Raw genomic sequence first — 26,780 nt, 5'->3', positions numbered from 1 at the left:
AGTGGTCTAGGAATATAACGTATTTATCTAGATTTTTTGACGTCCAGTGTAAAAAAATTATGAGTATAAAATAATCATTTAAATTGTCTTTTATTGCGAAAGTAGGAGTTCCAATGTTTAGTCAGCTCACACAAACAACCATGTTGTTTATACAAAAAACATTGGTTAATTGCGAAAAGCATCCAAGTTTTTTCGGTGCAGCATTATCGAGTCCAGATGGTTTGATTCTGGCTTCGCATGGTCAGCTCCCTAGTGATGAGGCAGCAGCATGTGCATCAAGCTTATTTATCGAATCAAGCAATAGCTTAGCTTATATCTCTGAATCTCCAGCAAAAACTATGCTGATCTGGACCAATGATAAACTCATGACGGTAAATCGATTAAATGATGGCAGTATTTTATTGATTTTGTTTTATGCAACCGATGCCTATCAGACCATTTATGAATTTAGTCAATTAACTGCACAAAAATTAGATCAAGCCCTAAAAATGCTGGGTTAAAAAAAATTCAAAATTATGATCTGATCAGCATGCTTAGATCATCTGGCTTTTCATTTTTCCTGCTAGAAAAACAGTGAAAAACTGTAATTCCCAAAGTAATCAATCTGACAAAGTGCTAACATTTTGACAATTTCAAAAATGATGGCGATAGGTCGATTATGCTGATTCAACGTGGTGGATTAAAAGTTGTGGCAGGACTCGGAATTTCGGGTGTTTCCACAGTCAATTATTTGTATCAACAAGGCTATCAGGTTGTTGTGACCGATTCCCGTACAACACCACCGGGTATGGATAAAATTCCTCAGGATGTTAAAACCAGTTTTGGCAAACTGGATCAGGATCTCCTATTACAAGCAGAAGAAATTATTTTAAGCCCAGGTCTTGCGCCGCAATTGCCTGAAATTCAAGCCGCATTAGCCAAGGGGATTCCGGTGGTGAGTGATATTCAATTGCTGCGCCGGGCAACCGATGTTCCGATTGTGGCGATTACCGGGTCCAATGCCAAAAGTACGGTTACCACGTTGGTGGGCGAGATGGCTAAAAATGCCGGTAAAAAAGTTGCTGTTGGCGGTAATCTTGGGCGTCCTGCACTCGACCTTTTACAAGATGAACCAGAATTAATCGTATTGGAATTGTCCAGTTTTCAATTGGAAACCACCAGTAATTTAAACGCCGCCGTCGCTGTGGTTCTTAATATGAGTGAAGATCATCTTGATCGTCATGGTGATATGGCAGGGTATCACACGGCCAAACACCGGATTTTTCAGGGCTGTGAAAAGTATGTCTACAACCGTGATGATGGCCTGACTAGACCATTGGTTGCCGATAATATTACGCATATCAGCTTTGGTTTAAATGCACCAGATTTAAAACAATATGGTGTATTACGTGATTCACAAGGACATATGTATCTAGCCAAAGGCACCAAGCGTTTACTGGATAGTTCAAAGATGTATATTCAGGGCAGTCATAATATTGCCAATGCTCTGGCTTGTCTGGCGCTGGGTGAGTCTATTGGTTTGCCTTTAGAGATTATGCTGGAGACATTAACAAGTTTTAAGGGGCTTGAACATCGCTGTCAATTTGTAGATGAAAAACATGGTGTCCGTTATTATGATGATTCCAAAGGAACCAATGTCGGTGCAACACTGGCTGCAATTAATGGGTTGGGACAAGCACTTGCACCCAAACAAGCTAAGGTATTGGTGATTTTGGGTGGACAGGGTAAAGGTCAGGATTTTGCACCCTTATCCCCTGCATTGGCAAACTATGCCCGTCATGTGGTATTGATTGGTGAAGATGCAGCAGTGATTGAAGCTGCTTTATCTGATGAGATTACACGGAGTTATGCCAGTACTTTGCAAGATGCTGTGCTGCAATGCCAGCAACATGCTGTAGCAGGTGATGCGGTTTTGTTGTCGCCAGCCTGTGCAAGTTTTGATATGTTTAAGAGCTATAATGACCGTGGACAGCAATTTGTCCAGTGTGTAAACGACCTCGTTTAGAACGATCACGATTATGAAACAGATAAAAATTTCCAAAATTCAGCAGGTACAGGATCGGATCGACCATTTTTTTAATTGGCTGATGATACGACTGCCTGAGGAAGTCTCGGCAAGGAATACATTATTATTTTGTGTATTGGCCTTATTGTGTATCGGAACAATCATGGTGGCTTCGGCTTCCATGCCGTATGCCGAACGACTGCATGAAAATTCGATGCATTATATTTCCCGGCATTTGCTGTATGTGGTATTGGCAATTGTTGCGGTGATTGCGGCCTATAATGTGCAGCTGCGTTATTGGTTTGGTAAGGCACCGATTATGCTGTGGTTGGGCACCATCACTTTATTGATTGCAGTTCTGGTGGTTGGACGAGATGTGAATGGTTCGACTCGCTGGTTAAGTCTGGCTGGCTTTAGTATTCAACCGTCGGAAATTGCCAAATTTGCCATGGCCGTTTTTACCGCAGATTATGTGGTACGTCGTGGCGGAGAAGTGCGGGAGAGTCTGTTAAGCGTCATGCGTTTGAGTATTCCGGTGGGGACAACGGTAGGCTTGATTATGCTTGAACCGGACTTGGGTGCATCCGCTGTGGTCGTGGTCACTGTGGCGATGATTTTCTTTCTGGCTGGTGCTCCCGGTAAAGCGCTGGCGAGTGTGTTTGGCGTCTTGATTGCGTTTCTTGCGACCTTTATTCTCATTGAGCCTTATCGTTTACGTCGTATGTTGTCATTTTCCAATCCTTGGGATGATCCACTCGGTGCTGGCTATCAGTTGTCGCAAAGTTTAATGGCTTTTGGTCGCGGCGAGTGGTTTGGAACCGGTTTGGGACATAGCGTACAAAAGCTGGCTTATTTGCCCGAAGCCCATACCGATTTTATGTTGGCAGTGACCGCAGAAGAATTAGGTTTTGTGGGTATTACCCTGATTTTTAGCTTGTCTTTTCTGATGGTGGCTTGCTGCATGCGTATTGCACATCGTGCGCTGGTCAATCAGCATTTACGCAGTGGTTATCTGGCTTATGGTATTGCTGTGATTTTCCTGCTACAAATTTGTGTAAATGCCGGTATGAATATGGGACTGATTCCAACCAAAGGCTTAACTTTGCCCTTTATTAGTTATGGCGGGTCTTCATTGTTAATGTGTGCCTTTATGATTGGCGTCATGTTCCGTATTGATCGAGATACTTCAGAAAAAACCGAAGAACGACTGACTTAAGTTTAGTCATGATCAACATTAAGCAGGCTTCGGTCTGCTTTTTATTGTCTTGTTATAAATAGTTGCCAGTCAGCTGTTGTTGCTTGGGAATTAAATCACGATTCCATTGTTGTACAGCCTGTTTTAACATGATCTCCGGATGGTCAAGATCCAGTGCGGGTTGCTGTAATGCCTGAGCAGCCTGAGCGAGTAGAAAAGGGGCTTGTTTGATGTCTAAGGCATGAGCAAGGTTTTGTTTTGACAGTTTTTGCCCTTGGCGATTCATAGCGAGTGGCAAGTGCATATAGTGCAAAGGAGGATAATGTAGACATTGCCCAAGCCAGATTTGGCGTGCGGTATTATCCAGCAGATCTGCACCACGCACCACATGGGTAACGCCCTGTAAATAATCATCAACCACGACAGCCAATTGATAACTGATAATGCCATCACGCCGTTTTAAAATAAAATCGCCTAAATCCTGTTGTAAATTACTACAATGTCGTCCTTGTAACGGATCTTCAAAACAGATGTCTTGATCAGCTACTTTAAGACGAATAGCTTGATGTGCAAAAGGTAGTTTTAAGTTACGACATGTGCCGCTATAAATGGCATTACTGCCCAAAATTTTGCGGGTACATTGGCAGGCATAAATCAAATCATTTTGTTGCAGTTGTAACAATACATCTTCATAGATTTCGAGACGATCTTTTTGAAATAAAATTGGTGCGTCAGATTCAAAATGAAATGCTTCAAGACAAGCCAGAATATGGCTTTCACTGTGCGGATAAATACGTGGAATATCGGTATCTTCAATCCGTACCAGCCATTTGCCACCATGTGATTTTGCCTCGCAATAACTGGCAAACGCAGTAATCAATGAGCCAAAATGTAAAGGACCGGTAGGTGATGGTGCAAATCTTCCAATGTATGAGCAACGAGGAAACACTGTTTCAATAGTTGCGCAAGAACGGTTAAGCGAAACATCATTTTGCTGTGGTAAAAGAGAGCTACGAGGCTTTTCTGGAAGATGATCAAGAAAAACAGCGGAGTCTTGCCCCGCTGTTGGATGATGCTTTTTAGGCATGGTGTTTAGCCGTTATTTTGTTTCTCTTTGATCTCTGCAAGTGTCTTGCAATCGATACATAAGGTGGCAGTCGGGCGAGCTTCTAGACGACGTAAACCAATTTCGATACCACAGGTTTCACAATAGCCATAATCTTCATCTTTAATGGCTTGTAAAGACTGCTCAATTTTACGAATCAGTTTACGTTCACGATCACGGGTACGTAATTCGATGGCAAATTCTTCTTCCTGTGTCGCGCGGTCATTGACATCCGGTAAGGCAGAAGATTCATCCTGCATGGAAGTTAATGTACGATCAACTTCAGACATGAGTTCGGCTTTCCACGCTTCAAGAATTTTGCGAAAATGCTCAAGCTGTCCTTCGGACATATATTCTTCATTTTTCTTTTCTTGATATGGCGCAAATCCAAACAAGCTTGCAGTGGTACCCATTTCAGTTTTTGTTTTGGGTTTGCGAGTACGTTTTACAGCTGGCTTTTCTGTCGTTGCCACGTCTTTCACATCATCTATAGGTGTTTCGTTTTGATTCGCCATATAGGGCATTCCTCATCGTACAAGTTATCTATACGCAAAAGTTGGGGTGTTAAAGCATGTGATTTAAAATAAAAAACTTGCGTAGTTTCCCCTAGGGTGGCACATCATATAGGCTTTTATGCCAAGATGATAGTATTAAATCGTGAACAATCGTTGCAAGATTTTAAACCTTCGGGAGGGTTAAATTTTCATAAACAGAGATGAAAGTTTAACACGCCCTAATATTCACACAATTTATAATCGATTTCACCAATATTTTCAGATAATCGCAAGATTTTTGTGCTGTAGTTGCCATTTGCATAAAGCTCAATAATTCGATAACCCGGCGGTTGGCTATCTAGACAAAACTCTTCACTTTGCGGTTTAAACTGGATGCAGGTGGAAGGACAGGATAAAAAGTCGATATGTCGATGCCGATGGCTAAATTCCTGATGAACGTGACCAGATAATACCATTTTTACCTGTTCTTGATCTTGAATACAGTCCAGAAAAGCTTGTTGATTCTGTAGACTATGCTGATCCAGCCATTTACAGCCAACGGGAAAGGTATTGTGATGCAAAGCAATCACGGTAAAATAATTGTGATATTTATGCAGTGCCTGAGCCAGATATTCCAGTTGCATGGGGGAAATTTCACCATGCACGCAGCCTTGTTTCTGGCTATTTAGCATGATGAGGCACCATTGTCCGATCAGAATGATTTCAGGTTCTTCAGATGGCGATTGATCCGGGAAATTACCATTATCATCATGATTGCCGCGTATCCAGTAATGCGGTAAATTGAATACAGCAACTTCTTCCAGATAATCCAGATACGTTTGTTGTGACGGTTGCTGTGCAATATCCCCGGTCGATAGGATGCAGTCAAAAGGCAGATGACGTTTGCTATGTTCAATCACCATTTGTAATGATTTAAAAGGTTGAATCCCTGCAAAAAAATCCTGCTTATTCTCTAATAAGTGTGGATCACTTAATTGCAATAATCGAATGGGGTGTTCATCGTGAGAAGGCTGGGGAATAATATCGAGATGTAAAGGCATCTATAAAATCCCCCTTAAGTCTTTTCGTGTTGAATAAGAAATAATTGAAACCATTGCATGGCAATGATCAGTGGTGCATTACGAAAATAACCCTGCTGACATAAAGCTTCGAGTTGTTCATAATCGAACAGATGTACTTTGATGTCTTCATTTTCTGAAACTTCACCATGAATACCGCCACAATGGCTTAAATCCGCAGTGGCCACATAGAAATTAAAAATTTCATCGCTGGCACCCGTTGATGGATGATAACGCGAAACAAATTGTAATTGTTCAATATGACAGCCCGCTTCCTCCAAAGCCTCACGTTTTAGGCAGGTCTCGGCATCTTCACCAGCATCAATGAGACCGGCAATAATTTCCAGTTGCCATGGGGTATCAGCCAGATTCATGGCACCAGCACGGAACTGTTCAATCAGTAAGAATTTTTTTAAATGAGGATCATGTACAAAAACGCCCGCAGCTTCCCGGCGGCGGACGATTTCACGATGAATGTTGGCACTAAACTGTCTTGTGGCAAAAAGACGATGACGAAGTGTGACAGATTCGACTTGTACAAATCCCCGATACAATGTTTGTTGTTGTAGGATTTCTACATCCTGACTGGAAAATTGTGGTTTATAAATCAAATCATCACACATTATTTTATACTATCAAAAGTTGCTGTTTATTTCCCCTAATCTGCCATATTTTGCGCTGATTTGATAGAAAACTCAAACTTTTTGATATAAAGAATTGCCTTGGCGGCGATATTCTTCCTGCATGTGTTTCATACCATCTTCCGGCGTTGGCTGATTTTTTTGCGCTGCGGCATAGTCACGAACATTTTGCGTGATTTTCATCGAACAAAATTTCGGACCACACATCGAGCAAAAATGTGCAGATTTATGCGCTTCTTTCGGCATGGTTTCATCATGCATACTCCTAGCAGTATCTGGATCCAGTGCCAGATTGAACTGATCTTCCCAGCGGAATTCAAAACGGGCTTTGGATAAGGCATTATCCCGCGCTTGTGCACCGGGATGGCCTTTGGCAAGATCGGCAGCATGGGCAGCAATCTTATAGGTGATGATCCCGTCTTTGACATCCTTTTTATTGGGTAAGCCCAGATGTTCTTTGGGGGTGACATAACACAACATGGCTGTGCCATACCAACCAATCATGGCTGCACCGATTGCCGAGGTAATATGATCATAACCCGGTGCAATATCGGTGGTTAACGGACCTAGCGTATAAAATGGCGCTTCTTTGCAGACTTCAAGTTGCAAATCCATATTTTCCTTGATCATATGCATGGGTACATGCCCTGGTCCTTCAATCATCACTTGCACATCATGTTGCCAAGCTTTGTGGGTAAGTTCACCCAGAGTTTTAAGTTCGCTGAACTGTGCTTCATCATTGGCATCCTGAATACAGCCGGGGCGTAAACCATCACCTAGACTAAAGGACACATCATAGGCTTTCATGATTTCACAAATTTCATCAAAATGCGTGTACAGGAAATTTTCCTGATGATGTGCCAGACACCATTGTGCCATGATCGAACCACCACGGGAAACAATGCCGGTTAAACGTCCAGCCGTTAAAGGCACATAACGTAATAATACGCCGGCATGAATGGTAAAATAATCCACACCCTGTTCGGCCTGTTCAATCAGAGTGTCCTTGAAAATTTCCCAGTTTAAATCTTCGGCGACCCCATTCACTTTTTCCAGTGCCTGATAAATTGGAACCGTACCAATCGGCACAGGGGAATTACGGATAATCCATTCACGGGTTTCGTGGATATTTTTACCAGTAGATAAATCCATGATGGTGTCGGCGCCCCAGCGGGTTGCCCAGGTCATTTTTGCCACTTCTTCATCAATCGATGAACCAAGGGCAGAATTACCGATATTGGCATTGATCTTGACCAAGAAATTACGTCCGATGATCATCGGTTCTATTTCAGGGTGATTGATGTTGGCCGGAATAATGGCACGTCCTGCGGCCACTTCCTGACGTACAAATTCTGGCGTAATCTCCCTTAAATTCTGGGCACCAAAATTCTGTCCGGCATGCTGGCGCATATCGACACTTTCACGCTGGCGCTGATTCTCACGAATGGCGATGTATTCCATTTCAGGTGTGATGATGCCTTGCTTGGCATAATGCATTTGTGTGACATTTTTGCCCGCTTTGGCCCGGCGTGGATTCTGGATATGGGCAAAACGAATGTCTGCGGTGCGAATATCTTTCAGTCGTTCCTGTCCGAAGCTTGAACTTAAGCTGTCCAGTTTCTCGGTATCTTGGCGTTGTTCGATCCATCCACTGCGAATAGAAGGCAGACCTTTGTTGAGGTCAATACTGACATTCGGGTCGGTATAAACTCCTGATGTGTCATAGACACGTAAGGGTAAATTTTTCTCGCCGCCTAGACCTGTAGGTGTATCGGTCAGGTTGATTTCCCGAAAAGGTACCTGAATATCGGGCTGAGAGCCTTGGACATAGATTTTACTGGAGGCAGGCAGAATACGGGTTAGATCTTTTGCATCTTGCTCGTGTTGTGCAGCAACATCGGCTGGATTTTGTGAGGTGGGTTGTGAAGAATGAAGATTCGTCAATTGGTTCATGCTCATATTCCTTATGACTGGACATTAACGAATCAAGCACGACCAAAAACAATGGTGAAGGTTTTATCCTAAGAGGGATAAAAAAGCATAAGTTTTTAGATGGCTTGATTCCTACGCAGGTCTTAACCTGATCAGGTTCAACGGTACTCACATTCAAGTTGATCAAAAGACAACTTATGCGATCTCAGCAGTTCGTTAACTGCGCTCCGTCAAGCGATGTTTAAAGATTAACAGATTTTTGAAAGAAAGATAGGGTTTGGATATGCGCTAAAAGTCTTAAAATGTAAGTCGGATAAAAATTTAAATGCTCTGGTCAATTGTCATAAAAAACGTAGGCACATGACCTACGTAGCGAGATAAACTTTAAATCATCATTTTAAAGTGTAGATTTAGCTTTGCGCATCAAATGTTTGTCCTGAAATACCCGTACTATCGTCACCCATCAAATATAAATAGGCCGGCATGATATCTTCTGGTGTTGGCAGGGTTTTGGGATCTTCCTGTGGATAAGCTTTAGCACGCATGGCAGTACGGGTTGCACCCGGATTAATGCAGTTAAAGCGGATATTTTGGTATTCGGCCATTTCTGCTGCAAAAATTTTACTTAATGCTTCCACACCAAACTTGGAAATAGAGTAAGCACCCCATAGCGCACGGGCATCACGACCGACCCCGCTACTGGCAAATACCACCGAAGCATTTTCGGAGCGTTGTAGCAACGGTAATAAGGCTTGAGTCAGGGCAAAAGGCGCTCGTAAATTCACATCCATGACCTCATCCCACACTTCCACTGGATAATTGGCAAGGGCAACGCGTTCACCCAGAATACCGGCATTGTGTAAAATCCCGTCCAGACGACCAAATTGCTGTTCTAGCGTATCTACTAATAATTCATAGTCACGGGCAGAGGCACTGGACAATTGCAAAGGTAAAATTGCAGGTTGCGGTGCGCCGAGTGATTCGATTTCGTCATAAATGACTTCTAGTTTGGTCAGGGTACGGCCGTGTAAGACCACAGTTGCACCGTGTAAGGCAAAGTTAATGGCAGCAGCACGACCAATACCATCACCACTTCCTGTAACTAAAATGACACGGCCTTTGAGTAAATCGGGTGCAGGGTGATATTCTTTAAAATTCATGCTGTTACCTCCAGTATTGTTGCTGTTATTTTGCAATAGATTATGCTTGTCTGAAGGTCAAAGTCAAAAATATTTTGTCAATCATTACACCAACTTTGTAATCAACTGATGTAACTGCTCCACATTTTCGACAATATCATCTGCACCCCATGCCGCAAGGTCTTGTGACGATTCAGGCGGTAAATAACCATAAGCAGCCAGCACAGTTGGCATATTGGCATGTTTGCCTGCCAGTATATCCCTTGGATGATCACCGACATAGATGATTTGCTCTGGGGCTATATCCAGTTGCGAGGCCGCCAGTAACATCGGTTCCGGGTCGGGTTTGGTCTGTTTGACATCTTCAGGACAGACCAGCACGGCACAGCGTTGGTTAAGATGCAGTGCTTCTAGCAATGCTTCGCTCAGCCAGCGTGGTTTATTGGTCACAATTCCCCATGGAATCTGACGTGATTCCAGATCTTTTAGCAGCCCATCCATGCCCGCAAAAAGTGCTGTGTCGACTACAATCTCATCGCCATAGCGATCAAGAAATTTTTGCCGATGTTCAAGGAAAACGGGGTCATCTGTTGCCAGTTCTGGATAAACTAGTTTGACCATGGCGCGCGCACCTTCGGAAACCTGCGTCCGAATGGTCTGGGCATCGACAATATCGCAGCCTTTTTCTGTACACATCAATTGAATGATACGAATAAAATCGGCTGCTGTATCAATTAATGTGCCATCCAGATCAAATAAAACCGCTTTGATCATGTGTTATTCGCCTTTACGGTGTGCACCATATAGTTGACATCAACATTGGGGGCGAGCCAGTAATGCTTGGTCAGCGGATTATAATGTAAGCCAGTCATGGCTTTTAATTGCAAACCTGATTGTCGAATGGCCGCTGCCAGTTCGGAAGGACGAATAAATTTGTGATAATCATGTGTCCCTTTAGGTAAAAGGCGTAACAGATATTCGGCACCGATAATGGCAAATAGGTAGGATTTTGGATTGCGGTTAATGGTAGAGAAAAATACATCACCACCCGGTTTGACCAGATCATAACAAGCTTTGACAATGGAAGCGGGATCCGGCACATGTTCCAGCATTTCCATACAGGTCACTACGTCATATTGTCCGGCCTGTTCCTGTGCCAATTGTTCGACTGGAATCTGACGATATTCAATATTTTTTACATCGGCTTGAGCTGCATGAATACGTGCGACGGCAAGTGGTGCTTCACCCATATCAATACCCAGTACACTTTGTGCCCGATAGGCCATGCTTTCTGCCAAGATACCGCCACCACAGCCGACATCTAATACTTTTTTGCCCGCTAATCCGCCGGATTTTTCATCAATCCAGTTTAAGCGTAAAGGATTGATTTGATGCAATGGACGAAACTCGGATGTTTGATCCCACCATTTGTCTGCGAGAGCTTCAAATTTTGCAATTTCCTGCGGATCGACATTGAGCGTAGTCATGGCAGCGTACCTATTAATCAAAAAAGTAATTAGAAAAGTCATACATCATCAAAAACTTATCCGCTTAGTTTAGCGTTAAAATGAAAAAAAGCGAGAAAGCGACAAAAAATCTTCACAGAATAAAACGCTTCATGCTACTTTCATCTATATTTATTTATTTTAATTTGCACTATAGTGCAAAACGTGTAAGAAGAACAGAAAGAGGACTCACTCGGGAATGAAAAAGTTAGCTTTAGGTATTTTGTCATTTGCCATGATGACAGCGTCTGGAATGGCTCTGGCTGCAGATCAATTTGTGCAGGGCAAAGATTATCAGGTTGTTGCCAAGCCGGGAAAAGTTGATGTGCCGGGCAAAATCGAAGTACGTGAATTTTTCTGGTATGGCTGTCCGCACTGTTTCAAATTAGAACCGTATATGCAAGCATGGTTGCGCCAGTTACCCAAAGATGTCAATTTTATTCGTACCCCAGCAGCGATGAATCCGGTTTGGGAACAAAATGCCCGTGGTTATTATGTGTCTGAAGCATTGGGAATACGCAAGAAAGCACATATTCCATTGTTTGATGCGATTAATAAGAATGGGCAACAACTTTTTGATCAAAAATCTTTGGCTCAGTTCTATACCAAATATGGTGCCAGTGAAGGTCAGTTTAATCAGTTATTTAATTCATTTGCGATTTCCGGCAAAATTAATCAGGCTAAAAATCTGGCAATTCAGTATCAGTTGACTGGTGTACCGGCAGTTGTGGTAAATGGCAAATATGTAGTGCAGGGTGAAGACCAGCATGTTGTCGATGTGGTGAATTATCTGATTGAAAAAGAACGACAAACGCTGAAAAAAGCTTCTTGACCATAAATATAAAAAACCTGATCCATATGGATCAGGTTTTTTAACTTAAGATTTTAACCTTGCCAATTGGCAATGCCTCTGAATAATAACCGTACTTGCGTTGATACTTGCTCGATATACTGCTGTTGCATATCAATTAACTCACCGCCGGAATAGCGGGTATTGAGATTGAGCCAAGTCATTGCCCAGGTAAAAGATAAATTAATCAAAATTGATGACATGACATAGAGGTCATCGGCACTTTGTACATGTTTGAAACGATTATTTTCATTTAAATCTTTTGATAGGTCGTTAATCAGAATATCAATTTCTTTGGTGATTTCATCACGAATGGTGACAGAGCCGCCCCAACGCTCGGCAATCAGAAAAATCCAGTCCTGTGGACTTTGATCTACTGCACGAAAAAATAATTTAATACTGGTTTGTGTCTTGGCATTCTCATGGCTGAGATAGCCTTGACGTAATTGTAGAATCACTTCATGTAACCGTCCGGAAACCTGTTCAACCAAGGCTTCACCCAGTTTTTCCATATCTTCGAAATGGCGATAGAACGCTGTAGGTACCAAGCCAACTTCCCGTGCAATTTCACGCAAACTAATGGTGCTGAATGAACGTCCAGATGTACTGAGTTTAAGCGCAGCATCTAATAAAGCTTGTCGACTTTGTTGTTTACGTTCATCACGTATGGACATGGCAATACCTAAAAATGAAGAAAAGTAAGTCTAACAAAAATTTGTGATCAGCATGATAAAAAAAAACTTGAAATTGAGTGAACAGTTGTTGACTCAAAAATAAAACTCAAATATAGTGTACATATGTTCACTAAAAGAACGATTGTTCACTCAAAGAAAAATCAGCATTAAATCGAGGAACCTATCATGACCACTTATTCTGTAGCCGCGTATCAGCCACAGTGGATTAAATCAGATTTTATCGACTTCCTTTTGGAAAAATTCAATCCATTACTGAGTATCCATAAAATTAAAGCAGAAGTTGTTGGCTATAAGCAGCTTAGCGAAGATATGTATCAAGTGCATCTACAACCTAATACCAAATTTAACAAGGTTTGGCAGGCAGGGCAATCGGTTCTGGTGACAGTGCAAATTGCCGGTGTATTTCATCAGCGTAGTTATTCTATTGTAGATATTACAGCCCAAGGTCAGGTGATTCTCGGAATCAAAGCCCAAGGTCAGGTTTCCAACTTTTTGACACAACCACATCAAAATTTGATTGTTGAGTTATCTCAGGCGCAAGGCGATTTTGTCCTGCATCAAGGCACTGCACCGGCATTAATGCTTGCTTCTGGCAGCGGGATTACAGCAATTTATGCATTGGTACAGCAGGCTTTACAGCAAGATTTAAACAGTGTCTATCTACTCTATTTTAATCGTCATCCGGTATATCATGCAGAATTACAGGCACTTGCAGCACAATATCCACAGTTCCATTACCGTTTTATCAATACCACGCAGCAAAAACAACATTTTGATGAATCATTGCTGAATGCATTTTGCTCAGATTGGCAAAATATACAGACGTATCTCTGCGGCGCACCAGCATTAATGCAGTCCGTCCAAAATGTCTATGCCGCACATCAGCAACTAGATAGATTGAATCGTGAGCACTTTCAGTCGATCATTGATGAGGATGCAACGGAACAACCCATTACTTTTCGTCGCTCACAACATGATTTTATCGCAACGCAAAATTTACTGATCAGTGCGGAGCAAGCTGGTTTAAAACCCTCACATGGTTGTCGTATGGGGATTTGTAATACCTGTACCTGTACCAAAATTAGTGGCGTGACCAAAAATCTGGTTACAGGTGAAATTGAATCGGAAGACAATCGTCCGATCAAATTATGTATTAGTCAGGCTTTAAGCCCTGTCGTGATTGATCTTTAAGTCGTCATAAAAATAAATAGAGGAAATGACCATGAATACAGCCGTAAAATTCCCGTTAAATAGTAAATCTAAATATTTAACGCCTGCACAGATTGAAGAATTTGGTGCAAAAATTGAGGTACTACGTCAGCAAGTGATGGCAGATATTGGTGAACGTGATGCAAAGTATATCTATCAGGTACGTGATTTTGTCCGTTATAGCGAAATTGCTTCACGAGGCATGTTAATGTTTGCTGGCTGGATTCCACCGATCTGGTTATTGGCAACAGGCATGTTAGGTGTATCCAAAATTGTAGAAAATATGGAATTGGGCCATAACGTCATGCATGGTCAATATGACTGGCTCAATGATGATAGTTTACGTGGTAATCATTTTGACTGGGATAATGTCTGTACCGGTGAAGACTGGCGTTATACACATAACTATATTCACCATACCTACACCAATATTGTTGGACAGGACCATGATGTGGGCTATGGAATTTTGCGGGTTAGTGAAGACCAGCCCTGGGAACCACGCTTTATCTTCAATGTTCCGGCAGCGATACAGTTAATGGTGTTTTTTGAGTGGTATGTCGGCATTCAAAATCTGCATTTAGAAGATGCCTTGGTTTATAAAACCAAGTCATGGCAACAGGTGTGGCAAGATGCTGCCAATTTTCGTAAAAAAGCAACCCGACAGGTCATCAAGGATTATATATTTTTCCCAGTGATTTCTGGTATTAACTTTTTACCTGTACTGGCAGGTAATGCGACAGCCAATATTATTCGTAACCTCTGGTCATCAGCCGTGATTTTTAATGGTCATTTTACCGAAGATGCAGAAAATTTTCAGCCGGATACCACGGCAACCGAAACTCGCGCACAGTGGTATTTACGCCAGATTCGGGGATCTAGTAATTTTGAGGGCAGTAAAGTGCTGCATTTCCTGAGCGGCAATTTAAGCCATCAGATTGAACATCATTTGTTTCCGGATATGCCTGCCAATCGTTATCAGGAAGTTGCACCAAAAGTAAAAGCATTATGTGAAGAATATGGCGTGAATTACAACACAGCCAGTTTTGGTAAACAGTTTTTCACGGTTTGGCAACGACTGGCGAAATTGTCGTTACCACAGCAACATGAGCGTAAACATATTGTTGATAAGCTAAAACAGAAAATCACAGGATTTTTTGCCTAATTTATTTTGTCGATTTTGATCACTTTTCTTTTTTCTCTTGCGCAGGGCGAGTCAAACGACTAGCCCTTTTTTTATTCTAGTTCTACACTACAGCAAATCCTGTATCTGTTTAACTTGAGCTATGTCAAAAAATATATTGTTTATTCATGGTTTTGCATCGGTTGGTCAAGGACTTAAATCATTACAACTACAACAAATGTTTGATGGACAAGTGCTTGCTCCAGATCTTGTGCATCGGCCTTTACAGGATGTACAGACCTTAAGTCAATTGGTAGCGCAACATCAGATTAAAACAGTGATTGGCAGTTCTCTCGGTGGCTTTTATGCACTACTTTTGGCATTAAAATATCCGATCAATCTTATTCTGATTAATCCGGCATTACAGTCACCCGTCACCTTACAGAAATATATTGGCACAGTACAACGCTCGGATGGCCAAACCTTTGAATGGAGTGAACAGCAGATTGCGGAATTAAGCATACTGTTGCAAAACATACTGCTAGAAAACCTACAAAAACTGGACAAATCCAGTGTATTGGTACTATTGGCTACCCGTGATGAGGTACTGGATTATCGTATTGCAGCGCAATTATTACAGGGTGCCAATATCCTGCTTGATGAAAAAGCAGATCATCGTTTTGCCGATTTACAGCCTTATGCATCGCTACTTCAACAGTGGCATCAACGTCCATAAATGCTTTTTCCCATTACAGCAGCATTTGCTATACTAGCCGCCTTAGACTTATTCTTCAGCAGGATTTTTATGCGTATCGACCAAAGAGCTTTAAACCAATTACGTCCAGTCAAAATTACTCGTAACTATACACGTTATGCAGAAGGCTCGGTGTTAGTCGAATTTGGTCATACCAAAGTATTGTGTACAGCCAGTATTGATAATAGCGTACCGCGCTTTTTGAAAGGCAAGGGACAGGGCTGGGTGACTGCTGAATATGGCATGTTGCCACGTTCAACCCATACGCGCTCTGACCGTGAAGCTGCTCGTGGCAAACAAAGTGGTCGTACGCAGGAGATTCAACGTCTGATTGGTCGTAGCTTACGTGCCATGGTTGATTTAAAGAAACTTGGCGAAAATACCATTACCATTGACTGTGATGTAATTCAGGCAGATGGCGGTACGCGTACTGCATCAATCACAGGTGCAGCAGTGGCATTGATCGATGCAATGAATGTATTGCTTGAACAAAAGAAAATTAAACATGATCCTTTAAAAGGCTTGGTGGCCGCTGTGTCTGTCGGTGTCTATGAAGGGGAAGCATTGCTTGATTTATGCTATGAGGAAGATTCAAATTGTGAAACCGATCTAAATGTGGTGATGACACAATCTGGTGAGTTTATTGAGATTCAGGGCACTGCCGAAGAAAAACCGTTTACGCGTGATCAAGCCAACCAAATGCTGGTATTGGCAGAAGATGGCATTAAACAATTAATCACAGCGCAACAACAAGCACTAGGCTGGTAATCAAATCGGGTCACAAATTAAAGTCCGTCGACATTGCATAAATGGATTGCGCTAGATTCAGAAAAGAGCTACCCAAGCATGAGTAGCTCTTTTTTTATGATGGAGTTAAAAGAATGGGAAAAAATCGATAAGCTTATCCATAAAAGAGAATAATTATTAATTACATAAGTGATACAAAACCGCTCATTCCTCTATTGATTGAAATATAAGCTATACAGGATAATCTTTCGAAGATGTCGCGAGGATTTGATATGTCCTTTATTGAAATTATTTTGCTTTCTATATTTATAATATTTTTTATTATTGCTTTTGTTTGTCTTATTATTTCATTTATGTCACAAGATATTTTATTTTTGATCATTGCTATTCTTTGTGTTGTTGCGGCAATTTTGTTTAAATCTCATTTTTCCGAATATTTCCCTTCGCTCAAAGTAAAAAAATAGTTGCGTTCACTCTCTTTAGCCAAGATAACTTCTCATCATCAGAAGCCAAGCTACTCTACAACTAGATATCCCACAAAATAGTAAGATATCCTATCTATTTTTAATCGTATGTTAAGGCCAGTTTATTTCTGACTTGACCACTTTTGCACCCAGCTCAAGGCTACTGGTGTCTTTAAATTGTGGATACTGTTTTTTCATCGTATCAATTAATTGCTCTGCATTTTTGCTGGCATTGACAGCTTTCTCATATTGTTTGAGATAGCTGATGGTAAAATCCACAGCGGCAATTCCGGTTGGTGCATTCTCTTGCATATGTGCAGGAATCACCTGTTCTGGATGCAGTGCTTTAATTTCATTTAAACTGGCAATAACATGTTGACGGTCTTTTGGTTGTGGCGTATCTGCGGTCCAGACATGAATGCCAGAGCTGACCAAGTTGCCACCTACTACGGCTTTAATGCTGGGAATCCAGAGAAAAGTACGTTCATCCTGACCTTTGATTTCGATATCCTGACCATCAAGTGTCAGATGTTTTGCAGTATAAGCAGTGGGGAGATAGGTTTCTGTTGGTGCATTAGGTCCGAATTTGGGTGCCCAATATTTGAGTTTTAATTCATGGGTTGCTGCAATGTGTTTTACAGTTTGTGGTGTTGCAATCACTTCAACCTGTGGAAAGTAGGTTTTAAGTGTTTGTAGACCAAAATAATAATCGGGATCGCCATAACTGATAAAGATTGTCTTAAGGTTCTTTCCACTATCCAGAATATCAGCAGCAACACGTAACGCTTCTGAACGACTAAATTGTGCATTGACCAGAATGACATCTTTTTCCCCTTCAATGAGGGTCGAGCTAACACCAAAATTTTGTGGTTCGGCCAGATGTGTTTTTAATAATAAGGGTTGTGCTGTAGCAAAAGTTGAAAGTCCTGCAAGCGCAGTAATGAGTACAACTTTGGAAAATAAGCGTTTCATGACATGGTTCTCAAATAAATAGAAAAACTTCAATTTTTTAAATTTATCTTAGTTTTCTGCTCTGATATAGCCTGAAATGTGCGATAAACTATTGCATAAAATGAAATAATGGCAATAGAAATGGATACGATTAAAGCAATACAGGTTTTTATCGAAGTTGCAGAACGTGAAAGTTTTACTCAGGCTGCTGACCATTTGAATTTATCACGGGCAATGGTGTCCAGATACGTCGAATATCTGGAACAGCGTTTCGCCGTGCGCTTGTTACAGCGTAATACCCGTAAGGTGACACTTACCCTTGCGGGAGAGCAGGCTTTGGTTCATTGTCGTGCAATGTTGCGCCAGCAGCAGGAATTATATGCTTTGTCGAGTGAGCAGCAGTTGCAGGGTACGATTCGTCTGACCATGGGACAATTTTTATTTGATCTTTATTTTAAACAGATACTGATTCAGTTTCGGCAACAATATCCACAAATACGTATAGATCTATTGATCACAGAAGAAATTGTCGATCTATATGACCAGCGTATTGATTTGGCTTTTCGTATTAGTCAAAAATTTGCAGAGGGTTTAATTGCCTTTCCTTTAAAGGATATTGTCTCGGTATTATGTGCTTCACCGCAATTTTTACATCACCATTCGCTACAGCATCCGCAGCAATTAATCGATGTACCGTGTTTGGTACATCAAGCAATTGGACGTCATAACACGTGGGTTTTAAGCGCTGAACAACAACCACAAAATTATACGCTGCAAACTGCCTATAGCAGTAATGAGGTCATGACCCTTTATCAACTCTGCTTGTCGGGACAAGGAGTTGCCATGTTGCCTAGTGATTTGGTTAGTCAGGATCTACAACATGGCAGGTTGATTCAGATATTAACCACATATCAGGCGCAGGATTTTGAACTTTGTTTGCTTTATCCATCACGCCTGCATTTGCCTAAAATTACCCAGTTATTCATTGCTTTTGTTAAACAAACTTTTCGGCAAGACGACTAATCATTTTCAGTTGAGTTATCACTTGAGTCAAAAGATTGCACAAATTAGGCACATTTCGGTACAGGCGCACTTTCTACAGTGATTTGTGCTTGAGTCAATGTGAATAGCGACTCAATTTGTTTTTGTGCATTGCCATTGGCAAGCTCTAAAATTCCGGATTGACAGGCTGTTTGAATAATTTTGCGACGTGCTGCGGTTTGGGCAAGACTTAATAGTTGGGGATCAATATCCATCAAACCAAATAGACCGGTCTGGATGTCATAAATTTCAGTTTTATCAAGACTACTGGATAGGATTTCAACAGGTGGAAGTTTGATATGTATGGCCTTGCCATCTTTGGAAACGCTTACATTTTCGGGGGTGAGTTTAGACAGATTCAAGCCGGCCACCACCCGACCACTGGCAACAAAAAGCCCTTTTTGTTGATCCTGCCATAACCGGTTCCATGAACCTTCACGGGTACTGGTGACCACGGTATCAATATGAAATGCGACTGTTTCCAGATTATTGAGATGTTGAATGTGTTGTAATACACCGTCACTGGTCAAGACCTGAATATCAGGTTGCTGCTTTTGATACCATTTAACTGCCGCAAAAGCCGAGAGTAGGCCGATGATAATAATGAGAAAAAACCATTTAAATCGAGAACGCAAAGAACTTGAAGTACCAGACATGATGAAATTCCTAAACCATACAACATCGCGAATATTGATGATAAATCATTGAGGAAATAGTTAACATTTACAAGCAAAAATGGGAAATTGTGCTAAAAAATTATTTTAAATAGAGAAAACATGGAAAAGCACCTTGAATTCTTAGATTGCTGCCCTTATTTCCAATAACAATCGATCAACATTATTCATCATGGCAGTTCGGCATCATGAATTTGTCTAATGCCCATAAAAAAGGTACTGCACATGTTTGACTTTTTTAATAAACGGAGATCATCAATGGCAAACGAGCAAAATGAAAACGCTCAGGAGCTTGCACAAGAGCAGGCAGAGAATGTTGAGCAAGCTCAAAATGAAAGTACGGACAATATTACTACAGAAGAGAGTGTCGAAGATTTAAAGGCCCAGATTGTAAAACTTGAAGAAAGCTTAAAACTTGAAAAGGCAAGAGCTGCCAATGCAATTTATGAAGCAGGCAAAGTAAAAGAACGGCTGGAACGTGAAGCCGAAGCTGCGAAAAAATTTGCACTGGAAAAGTTTGCCAAAGGTCTACTGGATTCTGTTGATAATCTTGAGCGTGCCATTCAGGCAGCGGGTGAGGAAAAATCACCTTTGCTTGAAGGTGTGGAGTTGACCCTGAAATCATTGATCACCACTTTGGAAAAACATGAAGTGGTCGCGGTAGATACCGTAAACGGTTTTAATGCAGATTTACATCAGGCTGTGGGCATTGACCCAAATGCCAAAACTGGTGAAATCGGTAACGTATTGCAAAAAGGCTATACCTTATCAGGTCGCTTATTACGTCCTGCCATGGTCACCGTTGGGCAATAGGTCAAAAGAATTGCGAGGGTATTTAGATTTTTTTTGATAGATGACTTGAAAAAAACTGAACTGCTCTCATATCGGATAACAAGCAAAACATTGCAAAAAAGATTTTTGAGGAAAATATATAATGGCTAAAATTATTGGTATTGATTTAGGTACAACAAACTCATGTGTTGCTGTACTTGAAGGCGATAAAGTAAAAGTAATTGAAAATGCAGAAGGTGCACGTACCACACCATCAATTATTGCCTATAAAGATGGCGAAATTCTGGTTGGTCAATCTGCAAAACGTCAGGCAGTGACTAACCCAAAAAATACATTATTCGCAATCAAGCGTTTAATTGGTCGTCGCTATGATGATGCTGCGGTACAAAAAGACATTGGTCTGGTACCTTATAAAATCATCAAAGCCGACAATGGTGATGCGTGGGTTGAAGTAAACGATAAAAAACTGGCACCACAACAGATCTCCGCTGAAATTTTGAAAAAAATGAAAAAAACAGCAGAAGATTATCTGGGTGAAACAGTGACCGAAGCTGTGATCACTGTACCGGCGTACTTTAACGATGCACAGCGTCAAGCAACCAAAGATGCAGGTAAAATTGCAGGACTTGATGTAAAACGTATCATTAACGAACCAACTGCTGCGGCACTTGCGTTTGGTATGGACAAAAAAGAAGGCGACCGTAAAGTTGCAGTTTACGACTTGGGTGGTGGTACATTTGACGTATCTATCATTGAAATTGCAGACCTTGATGGCGACCAACAAATCGAAGTGTTATCGACTAACGGTGATACCTTCCTAGGTGGTGAAGATTTTGATAATGCATTGATTGAATATCTGGTTGAAGAGTTCAAAAAAGAACAAAGTGTTAACCTGAAAAATGATCCATTGGCATTACAACGTCTAAAAGAAGCAGCGGAAAAAGCCAAAATTGAATTGTCTTCTTCTAATGCAACTGAAATTAACCTGCCATATATCACTGCCGATGCAACTGGTCCAAAACACTTGGTCATCAATGTAACTCGTGCAAAACTGGAAGGTTTGGTTGCAGACTTGGTTGCCCGTACCATTGAGCCATGTAAAATTGCATTAAAAGATGCTGGTCTTTCAACTTCTGACATCTCTGACGTGATTTTGGTGGGTGGTCAATCTCGTATGCCACTTGTACAACAAAAAGTACAAGAATTTTTCGGTAAAGAACCACGTAAAGACGTAAACCCAGATGAAGCTGTAGCGATTGGTGCTGCGATCCAAGGTGCAGTATTGTCAGGTGATAAAAACGACGTATTGTTGCTGGACGTTACCCCATTAACTTTGGGTATCGAAACCATGGGTGGTGTATTAACACCAATCATCGAGAAAAATACTACAATTCCTGCGAAAAAATCACAGGTCTTCTCGACAGCAGCTGACAACCAACCTGCGGTAGACATTTCTGTTTATCAGGGTGAACGTAAAATGGCACAACAAAACAAATTGTTGGGCAACTTCCAATTAGGTGATATTCCACCAGCACCACGTGGCGTACCACAAATTGAAGTATCATTTGATATCAATGCCGATGGTATCTTGAAAGTATCTGCAAAAGATAAAAGCACTGGTAAAGAGCAATCTATCCAGATCAAAGCAAACTCTGGTTTGTCTGATGCTGAGATCGATGCAATGATTAAAGATGCAGAAGCGAATGCAGAAGAAGATCGTAAGTTTGAAGAACTGGCTAAAGCACGTAACGAAGCAGATGCCTTAGTATCCAGTGCAACCAAAGCAGTTAAAGACTTGGGCGATAAAGTCACTGCTGATGAAAAAACTGCGGTTGAAACTGCGGTTTCAGAACTTGAAGCAGCAACCAAAGAAAATGACGTTGATGCGATCAAAGCAAAAACCGAAAGCTTGCAGAACATTTTGATGCCGATTACCCAACGTGCGTATGAGCAAGCACAGGGTGCAGCAGGTGGTGCACAGGATTTTGATCCGAATGCATTTAATCAAGATGCTGGTCAACAACAGCAAAAAGCTGATGATGGCGTAGTTGATGCAGAATTTACTGAAGTGAAAGATGACAAAAAATAATTTGTCATTTTAATCAAAAAGACCGCTTAGAGTAATCTAGGCGGTTTTTTTATTAAGTTAATATGTCCTTTAAATTTTATGACTTTACAACAGTTGGTATTTCAATAATGCCTAGCAATTGTTTGGTTTTAAAGGATAGTTTAGGTAATTGATCATAAATCCAATCTACCAATTCATCGCCTGTCATATATCTTATATTATTGGCAGTTGCATATTCTTTATTGCTTTCAGACAGATTAGCTGTAGTGATAAATAATTTTAGGTGTTCATTTTCTGAATCATGCGTTTCATAAGCAATTAATTGCTCTAAACCATGCTTCCCAGAAATATGATGATGATGCTTAACTTGAACTTCAAGATACGATTCTGAAAAACGGTCTATTTTTTGTGCGACAATATCTACATCGGCAATGTCTGAGGATTGGTTTTTAGCCTGTATTTTGGCATTATAGCCTTCGGCTTCCAGTAGTTCTTTGACTAAATGTTCCAAACCATTACCTCCTGCTGAAAGCCAAGTTTTGCCAGAAGTGATAGCGCTAAGGAGATTGTTTTTAAAATTTATTTCTGATTCAGCTATTTGTTCTAAGAGATAAGTATCTTGTTTATAGGCACCCTGAGATTCGATAGAATCTATGATTCTATGAATTTCATCTTTATATATGTTTAAATTTGAGATAGTCGTCCTAGATTTTAAACGACTTTCTAATCCCTGAGATAGATCCTTTCTTGGGATTCTCAAAATATGTCCATCGACTGTTCTAAAAAAATTTACAGCAATTAAATTACATGCCTTATCTTTTGCTAAATTAAGATCAAAGGATTTTTCTCCTTCTACGATACCGATAGTTATTGCCTTGGATAAAGGGACAACCACAACATCACCTTTTTGTAGATTAAAAAATCTAGAAATATTGTTGGTATTACGTCCGATACCATTTTCATATTTTTCATTGATCGCCTGTACAATATCAGTGACAGACTGATAAGTTGAAAAATTGACTCTAGCCCGACCATATCCAATATATCCTTTATTTATTGCAACAAGTGGGCTTCTTACCATTAAAATTTTCATTGATTTTCCAGTGGTTTAACATTTGGTTTGATAATGAGGATCTTTTTTTAAAATAACTTCGTGACTTGCGGTATTAAAAAAATCATATATTTTTTGTACTTTATCTTTGAAGAGAAGTTTTTGATCTAGATAAATAATTAGTTTTTTCTTATTCACATCATAGATTGCTCGTCATCTGGGAATTTCTTCATAATCAAAGTGAATAAGTTCAGGCGTATTAGCCTGAATATTACTCCATAGTTCCACATGTGTATATGGAATCTATAAGTCCTAGTGAGTCAGCATGTTCAGCTGCGAAAGAATGAGATATTCCTAAAACACTTTTTTATAAAACCAAAAAATACCTATTTTCATTTTACTTTACATATAAAATACTACATATTATTAGATGTGTGTTAAAGGGTGTGAAATTGGAAAATTGCGTTAATCCATATGATGTTGTAACACCAAGAAAAAATATTACAGCTATTCATGTGATATATGATGGTGGAGAAAATTCATTCTCTTTGGCCAAATTAAAATGGAAAAGTGAAGAAACTAATTTAATAGAAGATAAATTGGGTTTACGGTGGAATGGTACAAAGCAATCACCAAAAGGTTTTCCTACAGCAATGGGCAATCCTTCATGGTTTATCGTTCCTGCAAAACTGGAACAGGTATTAAAAGATAAGGCTTTTGAATTAAATGAAACCGAAGGTAAAGCAAAAATTATTAATATTGCAAATAAAATAATAGATCACGTCAGTCATTTGAAAAAATCGAATCATCAAGGGCAACTTGGTTTTACCACCTATGTTTTTGATGAAAAAGTCAATGAACAAGATCGGCAAGAGTTAGAAAAAATACTTAGCCAAAATATGATATTTTTTTTAAAGACGGATAATCCAGAGGATACTTTCGATCTCGGCTTAGATGGTTCATTAACGGTTAGATTAAATTTTTTAATTTGATTCTACTTTGTTAAAACAAATATTAACAATATGATGAAAGAGTAATATCAAATGCTAATCAATATAGACGATATCTTAAAGTCAGAAAAAGTACTCTATACCATCAAAATTTTAAGTTGTGCTGGCTTGATTGCATTGCTGGCGATTACATTTGATAAGGATAAAAATACCAATTTTTTTCTATGGGCCTCATTAACTGCATTTTTTACCGTACAGTATGACAGTAAAAATAAAGTCAATTTTAATCAGGTGACTGGGAATGTGATCGGTTCCGTTGTCGGGATTGCGATCTGGTTGCTCATCGCCAATATTTCACATCATAAAGGGTATTATATCAATCTGGAATACTGGTTTTTAATTCTTGGTATTTTGCTGACGACCTTATGTTGTATCTTAATGAATCATGCTGAATATTGCGGGATCGCCTTGGCAAGTTTTCTGATTGTGACGATTTATGATGTATCTCATCATAGTATTGAAGGTGCATTGATGCGTATTGTATTTTGTATCGTTGGTTGTTTGATTGCCTATGTAGTAGATATTGTGGCACGTAATTTCTGGACAAAACAACTGAATAAATTGTGATCATTTTTAAAGAATCACAAAAAGGCTGAGATAACGAGTTATCTCAGCCTTTTTGATGAATAAGATTAAGCAGCAGGGATTTAGTGATCCTTAACCATGATGCTATAAGGGAAAGTATACACATCACAATTATGTCCTGTGCCGATACGATCAACGACAGCAAAATCACTTGGTGCTTCAAAGGTAAGCAATGGATGATGCCATGTACCGGCCCGATAGTTTACACCCTGATAACCATCGCTGATAAATGCACGAATATGATTAATATCCGGTGTCTGATCATCAAGTGCAGGTGCAACCACGATGAGAAACTTTTGTCCCTGCATGGGTATAAACGCCTGTGAACCATTGGGATGGCGTTCCAGCATATGGATTTCCAGTGGTAACTCAGTTTTTTTAATATTGCGAAAAATACTGATCCCTGCTTTGGCCTCACCGATAATTTCTGTACTGACCAGCGCATGATAGCGTTCGGTGTGCTGGTCATTAATATAGAAAAAATCATTATTTTCGTAACTGATTACTTCACCAAATTCGGCAAAGTTATCTTTAGTTAGCGGTTGCACGTCCACGACTAGATTGCTCATTTTGCTCTCTTATACCAATTTGCCCCATAAGCGAATACGGCTGATTCCACCATCAGGAATCATATTGACACGGATATGGGAGATTTTTTCATGGGCCAGAATTTCGTTTAGATATTCATGGATATGATCCATTTGCATTGACTGTGCATCTAGTAAGTAATCCCAGAACATACTTTGTGGAATCAATTGTGCATCAGTTGCATCTTCGATATAGGTTGCCTGAATAGATACTTGCGCAGGGAAATTGCCTTTAAAGTGTGCAGTATCAATTTCAATCTTTTCGATTTTACCTGCTTGACCCAATGCAATAATACACCAGTCATAACCTGGTGCACGGCGGCGTTTGGTTTCCCAGCCGTCACCCATGTTAATACCACGACCAGGATTGATCAGGTTACGCGGATGACCAAAGTGGGCATCACTGAATGCCACGATTCGGCCACCGTTTCTTAACGCCACCAAATCCAGCGTTTCGTCGGTACGTTGCGCTTGAATCTGGACTTGACCATAAATTTTTAAACGGGCAATACCGCCATCCGGGAAGATATTCAGACGGACATGGGTAAATACTTGTGCAGTATTTTGGCTGATAAGAACATGATGTTGGCTAGGACCTAACAAACTGTTGGGTAAAATGCTCTGCCATTGTGCATTATCGATGTCACCATTTGGTGCATAACAGCCCTCTAATGATGCAGATGCAGGATAGTTACCTGTAAAAAAGGTGGTGTCGATATCTACAGCCTGAATTGTTCCAGCAACACCCAGTTGGATAATACACCAGTCATAACCTGCTTCACGTTTACGGCGTGTTTCCCAGCCGTCCATCCATTTACCATGATCATCAAATTTGTCTTCAACAAAAATCGGCGCAGCAAATTGCAGCATACGCTTTGCCTCAGCAAAGAATTGATCAGAACAGCTAACGATTGCAGTGCCTAGACGTTCGTCTGCAAGGTTGGTGTAAGGAAGAAGGGTTTCAGGTATAGTAAATTCTGGAGCAAGTAAGGTTGCCATAAATCAATCCAAAGTAAGTCAGTCCGAAAGAACAGGGTAATGCTATCAAATTTCGGTCAACGGCACATCTAACAGTACCCGTATTTTC

27 protein-coding genes and 1 riboswitch are annotated in these 26,780 nt (G+C 40.6%); of the genes, 13 read left to right on the top strand and 14 right to left on the bottom strand.

The window, feature by feature from the left end; genetic code table 11:
- The first annotated feature begins 113 nt into the window (after positions 1-113).
- From CAP51_RS08725 to ftsW, 3 genes are all read left to right on the top strand, one after another.
- Positions 114-500 carry a roadblock/LC7 domain-containing protein gene (locus tag CAP51_RS08725; protein WP_087620341.1) on the top strand — a complete coding sequence of 129 codons (387 nt, stop codon included), beginning with the start codon at positions 114-116 and terminating at the stop codon, positions 498-500.
- Positions 501-658: 158 nt separating this feature from the next.
- A complete protein-coding gene (gene murD, locus CAP51_RS08720; protein WP_087620340.1) occupies positions 659-2,005 on the top strand; it encodes a UDP-N-acetylmuramoyl-L-alanine--D-glutamate ligase in 1,347 nt (448 codons plus the stop codon).
- 13 nt (positions 2,006-2,018) lie between these two features.
- Positions 2,019-3,221, top strand: coding sequence for a putative lipid II flippase FtsW (gene ftsW / locus CAP51_RS08715; RefSeq protein WP_087620339.1), 1,203 nt, complete (start codon positions 2,019-2,021; stop codon positions 3,219-3,221).
- Positions 3,222-3,273: 52 nt separating this feature from the next.
- Here ftsW and gluQRS read toward each other — a convergent pair whose 3' ends face one another.
- The 8 genes from gluQRS to ubiG all read right to left on the bottom strand — a co-directional run bounded on the left by gluQRS (position 3,274) and on the right by ubiG (position 11,077).
- Positions 3,274-4,287 carry a tRNA glutamyl-Q(34) synthetase GluQRS gene (gene gluQRS, locus CAP51_RS08710; protein ID WP_087620338.1) on the bottom strand — a complete coding sequence of 338 codons (1,014 nt, stop codon included), beginning with the start codon at positions 4,285-4,287 and terminating at the stop codon, positions 3,274-3,276.
- Positions 4,288-4,292: 5 nt separating this feature from the next.
- Positions 4,293-4,820, bottom strand: coding sequence for an RNA polymerase-binding protein DksA (dksA, locus tag CAP51_RS08705; RefSeq protein WP_087620337.1), 528 nt, complete (start codon positions 4,818-4,820; stop codon positions 4,293-4,295).
- Between the two features lie 218 nt (positions 4,821-5,038).
- Positions 5,039-5,860 carry a 3',5'-cyclic-AMP phosphodiesterase gene (cpdA, locus tag CAP51_RS08700; protein WP_087620336.1) on the bottom strand — a complete coding sequence of 274 codons (822 nt, stop codon included), beginning with the start codon at positions 5,858-5,860 and terminating at the stop codon, positions 5,039-5,041.
- 14 nt (positions 5,861-5,874) lie between these two features.
- Complete coding sequence (locus CAP51_RS08695; protein ID WP_087620335.1) at positions 5,875-6,501, bottom strand: NUDIX domain-containing protein; 627 nt, start codon at positions 6,499-6,501, stop codon at positions 5,875-5,877.
- A 72-nt stretch (positions 6,502-6,573) separates the two neighbouring features.
- Positions 6,574-8,472: a phosphomethylpyrimidine synthase ThiC gene (thiC, locus tag CAP51_RS08690; protein WP_087620334.1), complete on the bottom strand. Its 1,899-nt coding sequence runs from the start codon at positions 8,470-8,472 to the stop codon at positions 6,574-6,576.
- Between the two features lie 91 nt (positions 8,473-8,563).
- Positions 8,564-8,691: riboswitch (TPP riboswitch) on the bottom strand.
- Positions 8,692-8,861: 170 nt separating this feature from the next.
- Positions 8,862-9,611 (bottom strand): YciK family oxidoreductase, encoded by a 750-nt coding sequence (locus CAP51_RS08685; protein WP_087620333.1) that lies wholly within the window; start codon positions 9,609-9,611, stop codon positions 8,862-8,864.
- Positions 9,612-9,695: 84 nt separating this feature from the next.
- Positions 9,696-10,361: an HAD family hydrolase gene (locus tag CAP51_RS08680; RefSeq protein WP_087620443.1), complete on the bottom strand. Its 666-nt coding sequence runs from the start codon at positions 10,359-10,361 to the stop codon at positions 9,696-9,698.
- Positions 10,361-11,077: a bifunctional 2-polyprenyl-6-hydroxyphenol methylase/3-demethylubiquinol 3-O-methyltransferase UbiG gene (gene ubiG / locus CAP51_RS08675; protein WP_087620332.1), complete on the bottom strand. Its 717-nt coding sequence runs from the start codon at positions 11,075-11,077 to the stop codon at positions 10,361-10,363. The genes CAP51_RS08680 and ubiG overlap by 1 nt, the downstream gene beginning before the upstream one ends.
- Positions 11,078-11,294: 217 nt before the next feature.
- On the opposite strand from ubiG, the gene CAP51_RS08670 reads away from it, so the two are divergent.
- On the top strand, positions 11,295-11,927 hold the full coding sequence (locus tag CAP51_RS08670) for a thiol:disulfide interchange protein DsbA/DsbL (protein ID WP_087620331.1): 633 nt from the start codon (positions 11,295-11,297) through the stop codon (positions 11,925-11,927).
- 53 nt (positions 11,928-11,980) lie between these two features.
- Here the strand turns inward: CAP51_RS08670 and CAP51_RS08665 are convergent, their stop codons facing one another.
- The gene (locus tag CAP51_RS08665) at positions 11,981-12,619 is read right to left on the bottom strand and encodes a TetR family transcriptional regulator (protein ID WP_087620330.1); all 639 of its coding nucleotides are present in this window, start codon (positions 12,617-12,619) and stop codon (positions 11,981-11,983) included.
- A gap of 186 nt (positions 12,620-12,805) precedes the next feature.
- Here CAP51_RS08665 and CAP51_RS08660 point away from each other — a divergent pair, with 186 nt between their 5' ends.
- The 4 genes from CAP51_RS08660 to rph all read left to right on the top strand — a co-directional run bounded on the left by CAP51_RS08660 (position 12,806) and on the right by rph (position 16,491).
- Positions 12,806-13,831 (top strand): flavin reductase family protein, encoded by a 1,026-nt coding sequence (locus CAP51_RS08660; RefSeq protein WP_087620329.1) that lies wholly within the window; start codon positions 12,806-12,808, stop codon positions 13,829-13,831.
- A 31-nt stretch (positions 13,832-13,862) separates the two neighbouring features.
- Positions 13,863-15,011: a fatty acid desaturase family protein gene (locus CAP51_RS08655; RefSeq protein WP_087620328.1), complete on the top strand. Its 1,149-nt coding sequence runs from the start codon at positions 13,863-13,865 to the stop codon at positions 15,009-15,011.
- 121 nt (positions 15,012-15,132) lie between these two features.
- A complete protein-coding gene (locus CAP51_RS08650; RefSeq protein WP_087620327.1) occupies positions 15,133-15,705 on the top strand; it encodes a YqiA/YcfP family alpha/beta fold hydrolase in 573 nt (190 codons plus the stop codon).
- Between the two features lie 69 nt (positions 15,706-15,774).
- On the top strand, positions 15,775-16,491 hold the full coding sequence (gene rph / locus CAP51_RS08645; RefSeq protein ID WP_087620326.1) for a ribonuclease PH: 717 nt from the start codon (positions 15,775-15,777) through the stop codon (positions 16,489-16,491).
- A gap of 554 nt (positions 16,492-17,045) precedes the next feature.
- Here the strand turns inward: rph and CAP51_RS08635 are convergent.
- The gene (locus CAP51_RS08635) at positions 17,046-17,906 is read right to left on the bottom strand and encodes an MBL fold metallo-hydrolase (protein ID WP_087620324.1); all 861 of its coding nucleotides are present in this window, start codon (positions 17,904-17,906) and stop codon (positions 17,046-17,048) included.
- A 120-nt stretch (positions 17,907-18,026) separates the two neighbouring features.
- Here CAP51_RS08635 and CAP51_RS08630 point away from each other — a divergent pair, with 120 nt between their 5' ends.
- The gene (locus CAP51_RS08630) at positions 18,027-18,908 is read left to right on the top strand and encodes a LysR family transcriptional regulator (RefSeq protein ID WP_087620323.1); all 882 of its coding nucleotides are present in this window, start codon (positions 18,027-18,029) and stop codon (positions 18,906-18,908) included.
- A gap of 44 nt (positions 18,909-18,952) precedes the next feature.
- Here the strand turns inward: CAP51_RS08630 and CAP51_RS08625 are convergent, their stop codons facing one another.
- Positions 18,953-19,582, bottom strand: coding sequence for a DUF4230 domain-containing protein (locus CAP51_RS08625; RefSeq protein WP_087620322.1), 630 nt, complete (start codon positions 19,580-19,582; stop codon positions 18,953-18,955).
- Between the two features lie 276 nt (positions 19,583-19,858).
- Between CAP51_RS08625 and grpE the strand changes: the two genes are divergently transcribed.
- A complete protein-coding gene (grpE, locus tag CAP51_RS08620; RefSeq protein ID WP_087620321.1) occupies positions 19,859-20,413 on the top strand; it encodes a nucleotide exchange factor GrpE in 555 nt (184 codons plus the stop codon).
- Between the two features lie 121 nt (positions 20,414-20,534).
- Entirely contained in the window at positions 20,535-22,481 is a 1,947-nt protein-coding gene (gene dnaK / locus CAP51_RS08615) for a molecular chaperone DnaK (protein WP_087620320.1), read from the top strand.
- 76 nt (positions 22,482-22,557) lie between these two features.
- Here dnaK and CAP51_RS08610 read toward each other — a convergent pair whose 3' ends face one another.
- Entirely contained in the window at positions 22,558-23,553 is a 996-nt protein-coding gene (locus tag CAP51_RS08610; RefSeq protein WP_087620319.1) for a restriction endonuclease, read from the bottom strand.
- A 404-nt stretch (positions 23,554-23,957) separates the two neighbouring features.
- Between CAP51_RS08610 and CAP51_RS08600 the strand changes: the two genes are divergently transcribed.
- The gene (locus tag CAP51_RS08600) at positions 23,958-24,503 is read left to right on the top strand and encodes a hypothetical protein (RefSeq protein ID WP_245809108.1); all 546 of its coding nucleotides are present in this window, start codon (positions 23,958-23,960) and stop codon (positions 24,501-24,503) included.
- 51 nt (positions 24,504-24,554) lie between these two features.
- On the top strand, positions 24,555-25,088 hold the full coding sequence (locus CAP51_RS08595) for an FUSC family protein (RefSeq protein ID WP_087620317.1): 534 nt from the start codon (positions 24,555-24,557) through the stop codon (positions 25,086-25,088).
- 80 nt (positions 25,089-25,168) lie between these two features.
- Here CAP51_RS08595 and CAP51_RS08590 read toward each other — a convergent pair whose 3' ends face one another.
- Entirely contained in the window at positions 25,169-25,675 is a 507-nt protein-coding gene (locus CAP51_RS08590; RefSeq protein ID WP_087620316.1) for an ureidoglycolate lyase, read from the bottom strand.
- Positions 25,676-25,684: 9 nt separating this feature from the next.
- Complete coding sequence (alc, locus tag CAP51_RS08585) at positions 25,685-26,692, bottom strand: allantoicase (protein WP_087620315.1); 1,008 nt, start codon at positions 26,690-26,692, stop codon at positions 25,685-25,687.
- Between the last annotated feature and the right edge of the window lie 88 nt (positions 26,693-26,780).

It is taken from the genome of Acinetobacter populi (genome assembly GCF_002174125.1).
In the GTDB taxonomy this organism is placed as follows: Bacteria; Pseudomonadota; Gammaproteobacteria; order Pseudomonadales; family Moraxellaceae; genus Acinetobacter; species Acinetobacter populi.
The sequence above is the reverse complement of the archived record's forward strand: the minus strand, read 5'-3'. Positions and strand labels throughout refer to the sequence as shown.

What these genes read in the sequence shown, in the direction of transcription:
- CAP51_RS08725 (WP_087620341.1), top strand. Translation starts at nt 114, where the DNA reads ATGTTTAGTCAGCTCACACAAACAACCATGTTGTTTATACAAAAAACA.
- murD (WP_087620340.1), top strand. Translation starts at nt 659, where the DNA reads ATGCTGATTCAACGTGGTGGATTAAAAGTTGTGGCAGGACTCGGAATT.
- ftsW (WP_087620339.1), top strand. Translation starts at nt 2,019, where the DNA reads ATGAAACAGATAAAAATTTCCAAAATTCAGCAGGTACAGGATCGGATC.
- gluQRS (WP_087620338.1), bottom strand. Translation starts at nt 4,287, where the DNA reads ATGCCTAAAAAGCATCATCCAACAGCGGGGCAAGACTCCGCTGTTTTT.
- dksA (WP_087620337.1), bottom strand. Translation starts at nt 4,820, where the DNA reads ATGGCGAATCAAAACGAAACACCTATAGATGATGTGAAAGACGTGGCA.
- cpdA (WP_087620336.1), bottom strand. Translation starts at nt 5,860, where the DNA reads ATGCCTTTACATCTCGATATTATTCCCCAGCCTTCTCACGATGAACAC.
- CAP51_RS08695 (WP_087620335.1), bottom strand. Translation starts at nt 6,501, where the DNA reads ATGTGTGATGATTTGATTTATAAACCACAATTTTCCAGTCAGGATGTA.
- thiC (WP_087620334.1), bottom strand. Translation starts at nt 8,472, where the DNA reads ATGAACCAATTGACGAATCTTCATTCTTCACAACCCACCTCACAAAAT.
- CAP51_RS08685 (WP_087620333.1), bottom strand. Translation starts at nt 9,611, where the DNA reads ATGAATTTTAAAGAATATCACCCTGCACCCGATTTACTCAAAGGCCGT.
- ubiG (WP_087620332.1), bottom strand. Translation starts at nt 11,077, where the DNA reads ATGACTACGCTCAATGTCGATCCGCAGGAAATTGCAAAATTTGAAGCT.
- CAP51_RS08670 (WP_087620331.1), top strand. Translation starts at nt 11,295, where the DNA reads ATGAAAAAGTTAGCTTTAGGTATTTTGTCATTTGCCATGATGACAGCG.
- CAP51_RS08665 (WP_087620330.1), bottom strand. Translation starts at nt 12,619, where the DNA reads ATGTCCATACGTGATGAACGTAAACAACAAAGTCGACAAGCTTTATTA.
- CAP51_RS08660 (WP_087620329.1), top strand. Translation starts at nt 12,806, where the DNA reads ATGACCACTTATTCTGTAGCCGCGTATCAGCCACAGTGGATTAAATCA.
- CAP51_RS08655 (WP_087620328.1), top strand. Translation starts at nt 13,863, where the DNA reads ATGAATACAGCCGTAAAATTCCCGTTAAATAGTAAATCTAAATATTTA.
- CAP51_RS08650 (WP_087620327.1), top strand. Translation starts at nt 15,133, where the DNA reads ATGTCAAAAAATATATTGTTTATTCATGGTTTTGCATCGGTTGGTCAA.
- rph (WP_087620326.1), top strand. Translation starts at nt 15,775, where the DNA reads ATGCGTATCGACCAAAGAGCTTTAAACCAATTACGTCCAGTCAAAATT.
- CAP51_RS08635 (WP_087620324.1), bottom strand. Translation starts at nt 17,906, where the DNA reads ATGAAACGCTTATTTTCCAAAGTTGTACTCATTACTGCGCTTGCAGGA.
- CAP51_RS08630 (WP_087620323.1), top strand. Translation starts at nt 18,027, where the DNA reads ATGGATACGATTAAAGCAATACAGGTTTTTATCGAAGTTGCAGAACGT.
- CAP51_RS08625 (WP_087620322.1), bottom strand. Translation starts at nt 19,582, where the DNA reads ATGTCTGGTACTTCAAGTTCTTTGCGTTCTCGATTTAAATGGTTTTTT.
- grpE (WP_087620321.1), top strand. Translation starts at nt 19,859, where the DNA reads ATGGCAAACGAGCAAAATGAAAACGCTCAGGAGCTTGCACAAGAGCAG.
- dnaK (WP_087620320.1), top strand. Translation starts at nt 20,535, where the DNA reads ATGGCTAAAATTATTGGTATTGATTTAGGTACAACAAACTCATGTGTT.
- CAP51_RS08610 (WP_087620319.1), bottom strand. Translation starts at nt 23,553, where the DNA reads ATGAAAATTTTAATGGTAAGAAGCCCACTTGTTGCAATAAATAAAGGA.
- CAP51_RS08595 (WP_087620317.1), top strand. Translation starts at nt 24,555, where the DNA reads ATGCTAATCAATATAGACGATATCTTAAAGTCAGAAAAAGTACTCTAT.
- CAP51_RS08590 (WP_087620316.1), bottom strand. Translation starts at nt 25,675, where the DNA reads ATGAGCAATCTAGTCGTGGACGTGCAACCGCTAACTAAAGATAACTTT.
- alc (WP_087620315.1), bottom strand. Translation starts at nt 26,692, where the DNA reads ATGGCAACCTTACTTGCTCCAGAATTTACTATACCTGAAACCCTTCTT.